We start from the raw sequence: 12,275 nt of genomic DNA on the forward strand, positions 1-12,275 counted from the left end.
AAGTAGAAGTTAGCGAAACTGAGGTGGTCGGGTAGAAATGGACACCGAGCTAAGGTAGGTTGAAAAGGTAGTGGAGTTCGACTTCGAGCGGGGTGCAGTAGCCCAGGGCAGCGTGTAGGCGCTGCGTGTTGTAGTAATGGTCGAGGTACTCGGCCAGTTCGAGCCGGGCCTCTTCCAGGTCAGCAAAGCAGGCGCCGCGGGGCAGCAGCTCAGTTTTGAGCGTGCTCCAGCCGCTCTCAGCTAGCGCATTATCGTAGGGGTTGCCGGGCCGGCTTAGGCTGGCAATCGCCTGGGTGCGGTCCAGGAGTTGGGTAAAGGCGTCACTGGTGTACTGGCTGCCGCGGTCGGCATGCACGAGCAGACCGGGCGGGGGCTGGCAGACCGCCACGGCCCGGTTAAAAGCGGTCATAATTAGGTCCGTGTGCAGCGACTCGCTCACGTGCCAGCCCACCACGCGCCGGGAAAAAGCATCGCGCCAGCAGGCCAGGTAGGCCCAGTGCCCGGCAGCCAGGGCTAGGTAGGTGATGTCGCCCACCCAAATTTGGTTTGGGGCGGTGGCCGCAGGCCAGGTGGCGAGCTTGTTGGCGGCGGCGATGGCCCGCGGATCAGCTTGGGTAGTGCGCGGGGGCCGGGAACCGGCGCGCGTGCAGAGGGCCCGTAAGCCACTGGCGCTGAGCCAGCCGCGCAAACGCTGCCGGCCCACGGTGTGGCCTTCGCGCCGCAGTTGGGCGCGCAACCGGCGTTGGCCATAGCGACCGGCATGGGTGGTGAAGACGCGCTGAGCAGCCACTTGCCAGGCGGCAAGCGCGGACTCGACCGCCGCCATAGGGACGCGCTTCTGCCACGCGTAGTAGCTGGGACTGACGCCTAGCAGCCGGCACTGCTGCCGCACGGGCCAGCCGGGAGCGTGTAAGGCAATGAAAGCGAAGCGTTTCATCGACCCGTCGGTTGCGAAAATGCGCGTCAAGCATTTGGGTGATGGTCAGCGCTTTTTTAAAATATCACGCTCCATTTCAGCGCGGACCAGCTGAGCCCGCAACTGCTTGTTTTCTAGCTCCAGCGCGTCGCTGCCGGCTGGACGAGCGGCTTGCCGGCGGGCCGCCCGCACCCATTTGCCTAACACGGCCTCGCTCATACCTAACGCCTGCGCGACCCGTGCCGCCATCTGCCCATCTTGGTTCACGCGGCGGACTGCCTCGGTCCGAAAGGCCGCATCATACGTGGTTCGTGGCCGTTTACCGGCTGGTTTTGCTGCTTCCATGACAAGGGAAAGTTACTTTCTCCGTGTCCATTTCTACCCGACCACCTCACTTTGAGCAACAACGTGTTTATGGACGTTCGGGCCAATACCGACCGCGAGTTTACCCCCGGCTTCCGCTACATGGTCAGCAAGTACGCTTCGCTCAGCACCAACTACGACAACCAATACGGCTGGGGCGCGGGCCTCGCTTTCCACTATTAGATTAGGGTATGCTTATTTGGGACTTTTGGTGCCGGCCGTTTTGGCTTCCCGCTTGCGGCGGCGCTCGGCGCGTTCCTGCTCCAACTGCTCCCACCGCTTAGATTCATTTTTCGCCTCGGCTTCGTAGCGGGCATATTCGGCCGTGTAGTAGGCCCGGCGCTGTTCTATGTACTGCTGGGCAGTAACTACCTCCTGACCAAACCGCTCCACAATAGGCACTTCGGTCCCGATGCTAAGCTTTAGCTCATCCTGGGTGTGCGAGCTGTGCTGCCAAATAAGCAGGTGTAGCTGGCCGGTCTGATTGTCCTGTATAAAAGGCTTGATAGCCTTAGCCATGAACTTAGCGTCAAAGCCCTTAAAATGCGTATCAAGCACGAAGCGCAGCATTTCCTGGTCATGCTTCCAGTCGCTGAGCGATACGCTGACATACAGCATATTGTCACGAAATTCATCGAACCCGTGGCGATTGTGGAAGCTTAAAGGCGGCTCAGCACCGAAGTGCTTGTAGCCAGTGCAAGTGAAGAATGAAATCATAGGAACTTAGTATTTTTTTCCGCTAGGCAGCCTAAAGGCTTACTTGCAGGCCTGCACTAAGGCGCTTACGCTCAGCGTAGCTGTGGCGTCGGTGGTGTAGTTGTCATTGTTCACGCATACGAAAAGCTGTCGTGTGCCTGGCGGCAGGGTGATGGGCCGGGTTTCCTTGGGCGTATTCGCCGCCGCTCGTAGGCAGGCGCTCGTGATGGTCCCTTTCGTGGCCATAAACTGGTTGGCTGCAGCCGGGTCGAGGGTAACGTACCAATGGCACTTGGTGCTGACCGTGGGCGGGGCGCTGTTGCCCTGTCGGGTCAGGGCCGAAGCTGCCGTGCCCAGCAGGGCCGGAGCCGCCGAGCCGCCGCTGCCCACCACCGCTGCCATGGCCAGGGCCGTGGACCACGACACCGGCGGCTGGCCTTCATCACGCACGTCGAGCTTGTAGACGACGCCCACTGTGCCAGCCGGAATATCGACCGTGAACACCGTGCGGCTGGAGTGCATACAGTTGCTGCAATGGATGGCGGCGGTGCTCAGCGGCAGCGCCTCCATGAGGCGGGCGGCGCACTTGATTTCACGCCCGTCGGGCTGCCAACTGCGAAAGTCTGCCTGCTGCACTCCGTTTATATATGTCCCCCGAAAGCTGACCTGGCCATTCTCATGCCAGCCGCAGCACAGGCCCATGGGCTTATCGGGCTTTTCGGCGGCTATTTTGCCTTCCCACTGCTTTTTCCAGGAAGGATAAAAGTAGTCGCGCACGGTGCCCACCGTTTTGCCAGTTGCGTCGCGGTGGGCAATGCGGGCGTAGGAAACTTCTTCCAGGGTTTCAGTGCGCTCCCAATCCCGGTCGAAATACACGGTGTCGGCCGGGGGTAAGCTCACGGCGGCCGGCTTGGGGCGCTGGGCCAGCGCGGGAAGGCTTATAATAAGGAGTAAGAACGGTAGAAAGTAGCGTTGCGTCATAAAGTGAAATTGGATAGGAATACGGCCGGTAAAAATAGCCGGAAGTTTTGGCTGTTCCGCTGCTCACACCTGTTGACTAAATGACTTTTCGGTTTCTTCAGCGCCGGTGAGAACTTTTGACTTTTTTGCACCCAAATTATTAGTGAAACATCGGTTTCCTGATTTTTCGGATAGGTAACGATAATTGGGCCTTATCACTACCTATGACTTATCTTGCCGGGCCAATTAATTCGACCCGCTTCCTTCCTACTATGGCTGCCGACCCGCTGCTTTTTCTGACTGGCCACGTCTCCACCATTTTTCCGCCCGTACAGGCGACAAAGAAAATCTGGCATCAGGAATCAATTCTGAGCATAGCGGCCCGCAACCAGCCAGCCGAAGGACTGGTGAAAATTCAGTTTGCCGAGCAGCACATGAGTTTGCTTGACGGGCTGCGCCTAGGCGAGTACGTCACGGTCGGCTTCACGGTGCGCGGCGTGGATTATTATTGGGAGGGCACGACGAAGTACTTGGTCGTCCTCATGGGTCAGCAAATAGCCATCACCCCGGAGCCTGGCCAGCGCAAAAAATCCAGCGGGCGGCGGGCGGCCCCGAACGTTGCAACCACTGATTTCTCGGCGCGCCCCGCCCCGCTTCCTTTCCCACGAAGCCACGAGTTTAAGGACGAGCCGCCCTTCTAAAGCGCCGGTATTTTCACTACTTTTTCACTACTTTCTACTCCGTATTATATAGGCTACATGAAAGTGCTTCCCACTGCCACTCCCAGCAGCACCAGTTTAACCTCCTATACTGGTGCGGCGGGCCGCTACGTGGAGGCCGGTTTAAGCGGGGCCGCCAACACGAGCCGCGCCTACCAATCCGACCTCAAGCGCTTCGCCGCCTGGTGCGCGGCCCACAACTACCCGCCGATACCCGCCGCGACCGAGGCATTGGTGGGCTTCATCACGAGCCTGGCCGAAGCGGGCAAAAAGGTGGCAACCATGCAGCGGCACTGCGCGGCCATCAGCAAAGCCTACGCCGTGCGCGGCATAGACTCACCCACCGACGACAAGCAGTTCAAGATTTTTATGGATGGCGTGCGCCGCGTGCACGGCGTGCGCCAGAAGCAGGCCCCCGCTTTCGGGCTGGCCAACTTCAAAAAAGTAGTACGGGGGCTGGCCCTCGACACGCCGGGCGGCCTGCGCGACCGGGCCATCCTGCTGCTCGGCTTCACGGGGGCCTTTCGGCGCTCGGAGCTGACGGCGCTCAACATCGAGGATTTGAGCTTTACGGAAGACTGCCTGATTGTCTCGCTCAGCAAAAGCAAAACCAACCAGCTCGGCGACCACGAGGAAAAGGCCATTTTCTACTCGCCCGAGTCGGCCGTGTGCCCCATCCGCTCCCTGAAGGCCTGGCTGAGCCAGCTCGACCGTGTGCAGGGTCCGGTGTTCGTATCGCTACGCAAGAATAATCAACTGACCACTAACCGGTTATCTGACCAAACTATCAACGTACTGGTACAGCGCTATCTGGGCGCGGGCTTCACGGCCCACTCGCTGCGCGCTTCTTTTGTGACGGTAGCTAAGCTGGCCGGGGCCGACGACAGCAAGGTGATGAACCAGACCAAGCACAAAACGAGCACCATGATTCGGCGCTACACCCGCCTCGATGATGTTAAGCAACACAACGCCGCCAAGGAATTAGGCCTTTAAATTATGCGCCCAACTTCCGCCAAAAAGTCGCACCAGTCCTTGAGGGGTAGCATATGATACTGCGCTACCCCTCATGCCCCGTCTCGGCGCGCCGCTTCTGCGCAGTAGCCTGATTTACTACACTGGTATAAGCAGTTATAATTCAGCCCGCTGTGAGCATAGCCCGCTATGTCTCTCCCAGCGACCAACATCCTCTCCCTACGCTGCGCCCATCACCCTGTTTGCTATGTTCTCTTCAGAGAAAAACTATTGCGCCGAGCGTTTGCTCATCTCCCCAAGCAGGACCGCCAGCGCTCAATCATATTGTTGGTGGTCAATGACATACGCAGGATGCGCAATCGCGTGTACCAAAATGAGCCCATTCGCTGGCGGCTAAACCAGCTGCAGAGGCAACACCAGAAATTTTACAGCTTATCGCTTGGATTGAGCCCAAACTGCGCCCCTGGCTTCAGCAGCTAGACCGGTTTCCCGCAGTGATAGGGGTAGCACAAGAGTAGGAACAGAAATTCCCGCTAAGATTATAGAAAATGTTTGCTTATCTAATATTATGCGTTGATGGTCGCAGGCTTCTGCTCCGCTCGAGTAAGTAGTCGCCGTACCGTAGCCAGATGAAACACCTTACCCCGACGAGTCCGATAGCCCGCTTCATTCAACTCGCGGGCTATCTGGGTCAGGTTGTGCCCCTGTGCTGCTAGCAAGGTGGCTACCCGGCTCGCCTGCTTGTTGGCTTGGTGCTCGCGGGCGTTCTGCTGCCGGGCAGCCAGGCCCCGCTGCCGGGCCTCCACCGTGAGGTTCGCTGGCGTGCCCAGCCGCGCACCACGCGCCTTTTTGGCCGTAAGGGCATCCTTCGTGCGCTTAGAAATGGTCTCGCGCTCGTGCTGGGCGAGCACGGCAAATAAGCCCACGGTTAGGGTATTGGCATCCGGCATGTCGCAGCACATAAATTCTACCCCCGCGTCGCGCAGGGTGAAGATGAAACCCGCGTTGCGCGAGAGCCTGTCCAACTTGGCGATAAGCAGGACCCCGCCCGCCTGCCGGGCGGCCGCGATGGCAGTTAGCAGCTGCGGTCGGTGATTCTTCTTGCCGCTCTCGATTTCGATGTACTCACCTCGCAAGCTGGTCGGGTCGTCTACGAAGCTGTGCGCCGCCGCTCGCTGGGCTTCTAACCCCAAACCGGAAGCGCCCTGCTTTTGGGTCGAGACCCGGTAGTAAGCAAAATAGGGGCGAGGAGTTGGGGCAGCGAGCATGAGCGAGAGGTCAAAAAGGAGGTTTGGGGCAAAGCTAACATTTTCCAAACGACCGTTTAAAAAATGTTAGCTTTGTCTACCAGCTACGGCATTGTGCTGCCGAAAGACCTAGCTAACCCAAGTTGCGGCGTAGTCGGGGCATAAAAAAAGTCTGTTCGGCGTGAACAGGCTAGGTTTAGGGTCTCTGACCTCCCTTTACCGCCCCAACCATGCGCGAACAGACCGTTGCAATGTACTGCTTGCTAGACGACATCATCCGGTTCACCCACCCGGCAAACACGCCGCCCGCCACCTGCGGCTGGCGGCGAGTCCGAGCAGGCCGGCCGGCGCGGCTTACCGCTGGACCTGCCCGCCGGCAGTGTCCTCTACACCGATGCCGGCTATACGGATTATGTAGCCGAAGACCTCTTCAACGAGGCCAGCGGCAGTCAGCAACAAAGTGCGCGCCGCCAGAACAGCAAACGGCCGCATCATCTCGCACAAAGCTTTCTGATACAATACTTTCGTAAAAGCATTGAAACCACATTCAGTCAGGTGACCGCCCGCTTTCCCAAGCAGATTCACGCGGTCACGGCCCAGGGATTTGCCCTGAAAATCACCCTCTTTATTTTTGCCCACACCTTACACCAAGCTGGCTTATAGGCCGCAACTTGGGTTAGCTAGTACAATAGGGGCCGTAGTCGGCATTAATAATCAGCCCCAAAATGAACTGGTATCATCTCAGGACCTGTACAAGGTAGTGAGTATAATTTCGGAGATATCCGCACGGCCGACAGCCAGCACACAACCCACCGCGAGCAAGTATCGGCCCACGCGGCTAGTAGCTCCAGTGACTGCCCAATAGTAGCAGGTAAGTAAGAGTTATCGTTTCTAAACCTCTTCCTTGGGTAAACAAAACCCCCGCCCGGTTGGACGAGGTTTCAAGAACTACGAATTCCCTTTGAAGAAATGGCCTTAGGTCTATTACTAAACGGAAGCGATTGTAGTAAACATTTCCTCGAGGTATTAAGCATTAGCAGGCAGTAGTAACTGTATCGGTTCAATTAGAATATACACACCAGCACCGCAGAACTGGAGAAAATAAATTGATAATTATCTAATATTAAATAATATTTTTTATAATCCTACTTTAAGCTATCATAAAACTTTTTTAAATAGTTTGGCAAATACCCCCCCCCCATACTAGTATTATTTTTATAGTACATATAATCTGAGTCTACATTCCAATTAAATACATATGTAGTATTAATATTGGATTTTAATTTATGAACTTCGTTATAGGCATTAATCGCGTATATGTTTTTTCTTTGAGCGTCAATTCGTTCAGAATAAGGGGTGGAACGCAACGGCATTTCTATTTTAAGTAAAGCATTTTTATAGTGAAATTCATTATTTTTTTTATATAGAATTCCATTATTACTCGAATAAATAACATTTCCTAAGCCATCTACTTTTTTGATTAATAGACTGTCATGTAAACCATATTTTATGCCTCCTATTTCAATGACAGGAATTTCTTTATTGGGGTCGCAATAAACATTCCATAAAAATGTTTTCCCAACTAATATGGTACTAGGAGCATGCTGCTGATTTATTAGCAGCATTAAAACAGCAATGATTTCCATTATAAGTTTTGAGTTAAAGACAATAGATTAGAAAACAAATTATACTAACAATTGAGTGCTATTCTGCGACAGTGAAATCAATATTGATTTCACTGTCGCAGAATAGCACTCAATTGTTAGTATACAGATGGTAAGAAAATAGAGTTGGCCTCACTCCTAACCCACGTAGATACATCTCAGCACCCAAAATAAACGGATGAATACCGATTGCTGGTATACCGCTCAATGTCAGTGCTCGAGCTGTATTATTAACGCAGCTGCTAGCATACAGGTTATAGTTGACGCCTCTATCTAATAGGCTTTTAAAGCTGTATAACGTATTTTTATTTACGCCACTGACTGTCGATTTCCAAACTAGTTTATCTAGTGTGTGATTTGGCCAGTTACTGTCACCTTTTTTAAAGGCAAAAGGATTGAATATAACTTTTCCTGGCTCAGTTGGGCCAACAGATATAATGGAATTATTTGGGTTGGACTCTCCAACCTCTGTAATGGCACTATGGCCAATTAAATCAGAATGTTCCGTGTTGAGTTGAACTTTGCCTGGATGTAACCCAGCTAAGCCGTCACTGATGTTAGAAATAGCTCCTAAACCATAACCAATATTATCCATTGTCGAATTACCATCCTTGCCCAAGTAGCCCCATTCCTCTTGGTTGAAATTATATGAAGCGGCCCCAAATCCAATGGTGACACCGGTCCTTCCACCGCTGAGCATATTCATCATAACGCTATTGGTAAAAGAGCCAGCAAAAATTCCCATCGTATTAGCAAATGCTGCGCCTGAAGTAGCAACTCCATTAGCCAAGCCGCCTGACAATCCCCCGATTACAGCACCACCAACTATATAGCCAGCCATGCCCCATCCATTTGCTCCGGCAGCTTGTCCAATCTGGTGACCCATATAAGCCCCAATTGCCGCTCCAATAAGAATAGGAATGAATACAAATTGTCCATCCGGGTCAGTATACATGACCGGGTTGTTGCTCATTCCTGCATAAGGCGACGAAAATTGGTTAGCAGGGTCAGGTACATGCCAGCGTCCAAGTTGCGAATCATAGTAGCGGGCTCCGTGGTCAATCCACTCTAGACCAGCACCATCAATACGGCCTTGGCTACCATACTGCTGTTTACAGTCAGGGGCGCCTGCTACTTCAATGTCAATCAAATTTTGACCCCAGGGGTCATAGTGGTTTTCTTGGACGATTAACTCCGTAGTTGTGGTGCGGAGCGCGGCATCATCAAACCACACGTCTTGCTTAGTTGCATTCTGTACGGATACTACTACGTACCCTTCTTGCCGTGCTTTGAAGCCAAGTTCTAGTTGTTGCCAGTTATTGGCCGCATCCCTCTCCAAATACTTTACTTCCGACGCGATAAGGGTACTGTCCTTATCATAGAAATCGTATTTGATACTTGCCCGAGGCACTGCTACTTGGTGCTGAACCACATGAGGTAATACCGTCCAAGCTAATGCAATGCCGGCAACCAACTTGGAGAAAACCCCCTTAGCAGCGGAACGTCCACCTTCAGCAGTAGGAGTGGGAGTGGACGTATTCGCTGCCAGCGGTATTAGTATAGGCCAAACTCCTACTTTCTTAGCGACATCATAGCGCCCATAGACTTCGAAGTGTAAGCTGTCACCAGCATGTAGCTGAACGGAAGAACTGGGGCCAAACATGCGTTGGTTCTGTCCGGCATTCAAACGAGTAGCATAGTCACCAGTACGCGCGTGTGCAGGGTCTAACTCACGGGTCGAAGTAAGATTATCAAAATCCTGTTCTTCTTTTGACGCATTAGCAAGTTCCATCGTTGCAATCCGATTATTAACGGGAGCCTGTCCCTCATCACGGAACGCAATGCGTAAGTTGCCTAGATGGTCTCGTATATGGTATTCTTGAATCCAGTGAGGCGTTGTATTATCTGGTGTTGTTCCATAAAGCGCTCGACCTACAGGAGTAGGCACGGACAAAGACGGTCCAACAGCCGTTGTATATACAAAACCGTTCACGTAAGTCTCGGTAGTGACAGCGCCGTTTTGATTTACAGAATAACTTAGTTTTTCTCCGGTAGCTGAGTAGGTAAATGAAATAGTTTGAAAGCGTCCAACTCCGATAGAGTTCGGTAAATCTATTTCATTATAAGTGACATTAAGTCCCTTGTTTAAGTCTGTAATAAGATTACCATTATCGTCGTAGACATACTCATCACCTGTATTAATTACATCTTCAAAATCGTTAGTAGCTGTTGAGTACCCAGCCTGGTCTGCTACGGAACGCAGTTGATTGCCACCAGCACTACCATAATTATATCTGAGTTGGTCAATTGGACCATAAACAAATTGATTTGGGGACGGAGTATTTCTCCGACCAACGCGGTTCATCTGCTGAATGTTACCGTTTAAATCGTACTGAATGTCGCTAACTGTAAAACGTCCAATGCCGCCGGTACTGCCATTAGCGCTAATATCATCTTTTTCATCAATCCAACCTGCTCCCCAAGCCGCGTATTTCGCATCCGTTAAGCGATTTGCGCCATCATAGCGATAGGCGTAACTGCGCAATTTGTTATCACGCTTGCTTTTCCACATGCTTTCGGTAATGTTGCCGTTATAACAAGCTGTAGTAGCGTTGACTTGCAAGTCAGAGTCATATTTTAGCTCTAATCCAAACAAGTCTGGCTCTGCATCAGTATCATCGTTAGAATCTACTCCATTGAGCAGGTCACGATTGTTGATATGACTAAGTTGCCCTTTAAGTGTGTAACGATTGTCTACGGATTGGAGATAATTGCCGGTTCCTAGATTAATACCCAGTTTGTTGTCAACTAATTGCCCTAACTCATTGTACTCCTTCTTAGATAGTAGTAGTTCAATAGTCCCATCCTTTTTGTTGAACCAAGCGAAGAGGTCTTTAGCACTGTTATTTTCGTAATATGTATAGCGGTATCTTACCGTGTGAGTTGGACTTCCATTCACCACATTATGAGCGGTATATGTTTTAAGTATCTTGCCGGAAAAATCGTACTCAGCTGTAACCCTGTCGAATCCTCCTAATTGGTTCGACTTACAAGTCTGAATAACTCGGCTTTTATCGTCATAATAAGTTGCCGCAACCAGCCAACTATTTGAACCTAGGATGCGAGTTTGGCTAATCGTAGGAAGACTAGTTGTGAATATGGAAGGCTGACTTGGACTCATTAAATCGGCCAATGACTCTTGAGTATAGCGTAATGAAGGGAAATAGGTATTCAGAAATTCATAACTATCGAAATAATTTATAACTAATAAGTCACTGCCTGTTGTATTTGCAGGCCAAGTCTTATTTAAACTATATCCGAGGCGAAGGGAGGCCGAAATATTGTCCAACTTCACTTCATAACGTCCAATGCTTCCGGTAGAAATAGCATTTTCTATATCAGCAGTGAGTTGCTCACGTGTACGCGAATTGCTAATCAAGCCAGTTGCTATGACTCTGTTCAGTTCGTCATATTTAGAAAATTTCCATTTGCCCTGCTTATACTGATTGCCATTTTGCGTGGCTACTAGGCGGTCCCAGCGGTCGTATACCAAATATTCCCACGCCCTACCTGGTACTTTTTGACAAATAAGTCTTCCTCGTTGGTCGTATTTGAATAAATGGGCCCAGCGTGAGATAAAATCACTGGTTATCGGCTCACCAGTATTTGCGACTCGCTTTACACCCTCAGGTGACATAATCATAACTGTTCGCCCAGCTTGGTCATAGGCATAAGCAGTAGTAATCCATGCACCCGAACTAGCCAATACCTCTTCAGCCACGACTTGGCCGAACATGTTAGTATACTTCCAGTTCCGCTTACCGTCTTCATCTGTCTTGAGTGTGACAGTAAGTGAGTTAGGGGAAGAAAAACTGATTGAAGCTGTGCCAATAACACCATCTGGACTAGAGCTATAGGTCCATATGGCTACTTCGCCTCCACCAACTGCGCGCGTAAGCGTGCGTTTCGTGTGGCCTTGAAAAGTAGAATTGCTGTTCCCATCCTTGGCAATCTGTCCTGATGAGCCTGGGGCCCCCTGCTCAATGACACCCCCACTTGGAGTATCTTCAAATACCGACTCACTGTATGTTAATCCGTTTGTCTCGCGAGCAACTTTTCCTGGTCCCGAATTAGAATAAAAGGCTTGTTGATTAGCCAATGCATTGGACTTGAATAGCCCATCTGCACCGCTGGTATAGGGGAGGTACTGCCGTGGCTGCTGCCCGGTTGCCGTGTAATCATAAAATTGTATTACATCATTATTGCCTGGGCTGGCTTTTACTTCTATCTTCTGAGTAGGCCGCAGTAATCCATCTGCGTAGGTGATAGTACGCTTCCTTTTAGTTTGCGCCAAGTCAATGTTGCTCTCTACTACAATTCCTTCGCTCAACACTACATCCTCCTGCGTGTAGTTCTGGTCGGGGCTGCCGGCGCCCTGGCGCACGGTGACGCGAACAGCGTCCGAGACGGTGGCCGTGCCGCCATTGACCACCTGCAACCGATAGTAGCCGGGCGTGGTGACGGGCAGGGTTGGCTGGGTACCCACCACGTCCGCATTGTTGCGCGTCCAGCGGTACGAGCTATACCCACCGGGGCCCGACAACGTAACGGTCCCACCTGGGGCCAACACTGTAGGCCCGCTAGCCGTGACAGTTACCTGCGCTTGGCAAGCGAGAACTCCGCCGAGCCATAGGTAGCTGAGCAGCAGCAAGTATGAAATCGAGGTTTTCATATAGAC

Annotated in this window: 11 protein-coding genes; 3 read left to right on the forward strand and 8 right to left on the reverse strand. The window is 51.9% G+C overall.

Annotated elements, in window-relative coordinates; translation table 11 throughout:
• Nucleotides 1–49: 49 nt before the first annotated feature.
• Together E4631_RS19490 and E4631_RS19495 are read right to left on the reverse strand one after the other, a co-directional pair.
• Nucleotides 50–937, reverse strand: coding sequence for an IS3 family transposase (locus E4631_RS19490; RefSeq protein WP_133658964.1), 888 nt, complete (start codon nucleotides 935–937; stop codon nucleotides 50–52).
• A gap of 45 nt (nucleotides 938–982) precedes the next feature.
• The gene (locus tag E4631_RS19495) at nucleotides 983–1,261 is read right to left on the reverse strand and encodes a transposase (RefSeq protein ID WP_133658963.1); all 279 of its coding nucleotides are present in this window, start codon (nucleotides 1,259–1,261) and stop codon (nucleotides 983–985) included.
• Nucleotides 1,262–1,312: 51 nt separating this feature from the next.
• Between E4631_RS19495 and E4631_RS26005 the strand changes: the two genes are divergently transcribed.
• Nucleotides 1,313–1,462, forward strand: coding sequence for a hypothetical protein (locus E4631_RS26005; protein ID WP_166648195.1), 150 nt, complete (start codon nucleotides 1,313–1,315; stop codon nucleotides 1,460–1,462).
• Nucleotides 1,463–1,474: 12 nt separating this feature from the next.
• Here the strand turns inward: E4631_RS26005 and E4631_RS19500 are convergent, their stop codons facing one another.
• Together E4631_RS19500 and E4631_RS19505 are read right to left on the reverse strand one after the other, a co-directional pair.
• Nucleotides 1,475–1,996, reverse strand: a complete 522-nt coding sequence (locus E4631_RS19500; RefSeq protein ID WP_133658962.1) for a hypothetical protein — start codon at nucleotides 1,994–1,996, stop codon at nucleotides 1,475–1,477.
• Between the two features lie 39 nt (nucleotides 1,997–2,035).
• Nucleotides 2,036–2,956, reverse strand: a complete 921-nt coding sequence (locus tag E4631_RS19505) for a toxin-antitoxin system YwqK family antitoxin (protein ID WP_133658961.1) — start codon at nucleotides 2,954–2,956, stop codon at nucleotides 2,036–2,038.
• A 251-nt stretch (nucleotides 2,957–3,207) separates the two neighbouring features.
• Between E4631_RS19505 and E4631_RS19510 the strand changes: the two genes are divergently transcribed.
• Nucleotides 3,208–3,636 carry a hypothetical protein gene (locus tag E4631_RS19510; protein ID WP_133658960.1) on the forward strand — a complete coding sequence of 143 codons (429 nt, stop codon included), beginning with the start codon at nucleotides 3,208–3,210 and terminating at the stop codon, nucleotides 3,634–3,636.
• 57 nt (nucleotides 3,637–3,693) lie between these two features.
• Nucleotides 3,694–4,647 carry a site-specific integrase gene (locus E4631_RS19515; protein WP_133658959.1) on the forward strand — a complete coding sequence of 318 codons (954 nt, stop codon included), beginning with the start codon at nucleotides 3,694–3,696 and terminating at the stop codon, nucleotides 4,645–4,647.
• Between the two features lie 545 nt (nucleotides 4,648–5,192).
• Here E4631_RS19515 and E4631_RS19520 read toward each other — a convergent pair.
• The 4 genes from E4631_RS19520 to E4631_RS19535 all read right to left on the reverse strand — a co-directional run bounded on the left by E4631_RS19520 (nucleotide 5,193) and on the right by E4631_RS19535 (nucleotide 12,269).
• Complete coding sequence (locus tag E4631_RS19520; protein ID WP_133658958.1) at nucleotides 5,193–5,894, reverse strand: recombinase family protein; 702 nt, start codon at nucleotides 5,892–5,894, stop codon at nucleotides 5,193–5,195.
• Nucleotides 5,895–6,227: 333 nt separating this feature from the next.
• On the reverse strand, nucleotides 6,228–6,512 hold the full coding sequence (locus tag E4631_RS19525) for a hypothetical protein (RefSeq protein ID WP_133658957.1): 285 nt from the start codon (nucleotides 6,510–6,512) through the stop codon (nucleotides 6,228–6,230).
• 506 nt (nucleotides 6,513–7,018) lie between these two features.
• On the reverse strand, nucleotides 7,019–7,519 hold the full coding sequence (locus E4631_RS19530) for a hypothetical protein (RefSeq protein WP_133658956.1): 501 nt from the start codon (nucleotides 7,517–7,519) through the stop codon (nucleotides 7,019–7,021).
• 109 nt (nucleotides 7,520–7,628) lie between these two features.
• Entirely contained in the window at nucleotides 7,629–12,269 is a 4,641-nt protein-coding gene (locus tag E4631_RS19535; RefSeq protein WP_166648194.1) for a DUF6443 domain-containing protein, read from the reverse strand.
• Nucleotides 12,270–12,275 lie beyond the last annotated feature (6 nt).

The organism is Hymenobacter sp. UV11 (assembly GCF_004684095.1).
Taxonomy (GTDB): Bacteria; Bacteroidota; Bacteroidia; order Cytophagales; family Hymenobacteraceae; genus Hymenobacter.

What these genes read in the sequence shown, in the direction of transcription:
- E4631_RS19490 (WP_133658964.1), bottom strand. Translation starts at nt 937, where the DNA reads ATGAAACGCTTCGCTTTCATTGCCTTACACGCTCCCGGCTGGCCCGTG.
- E4631_RS19495 (WP_133658963.1), bottom strand. Translation starts at nt 1,261, where the DNA reads ATGGAAGCAGCAAAACCAGCCGGTAAACGGCCACGAACCACGTATGAT.
- E4631_RS19500 (WP_133658962.1), bottom strand. Translation starts at nt 1,996, where the DNA reads ATGATTTCATTCTTCACTTGCACTGGCTACAAGCACTTCGGTGCTGAG.
- E4631_RS19505 (WP_133658961.1), bottom strand. Translation starts at nt 2,956, where the DNA reads ATGACGCAACGCTACTTTCTACCGTTCTTACTCCTTATTATAAGCCTT.
- E4631_RS19510 (WP_133658960.1), top strand. Translation starts at nt 3,208, where the DNA reads ATGGCTGCCGACCCGCTGCTTTTTCTGACTGGCCACGTCTCCACCATT.
- E4631_RS19515 (WP_133658959.1), top strand. Translation starts at nt 3,694, where the DNA reads ATGAAAGTGCTTCCCACTGCCACTCCCAGCAGCACCAGTTTAACCTCC.
- E4631_RS19520 (WP_133658958.1), bottom strand. Translation starts at nt 5,894, where the DNA reads ATGCTCGCTGCCCCAACTCCTCGCCCCTATTTTGCTTACTACCGGGTC.
- E4631_RS19530 (WP_133658956.1), bottom strand. Translation starts at nt 7,519, where the DNA reads ATGGAAATCATTGCTGTTTTAATGCTGCTAATAAATCAGCAGCATGCT.
- E4631_RS19535 (WP_166648194.1), bottom strand. Translation starts at nt 12,269, where the DNA reads ATGAAAACCTCGATTTCATACTTGCTGCTGCTCAGCTACCTATGGCTC.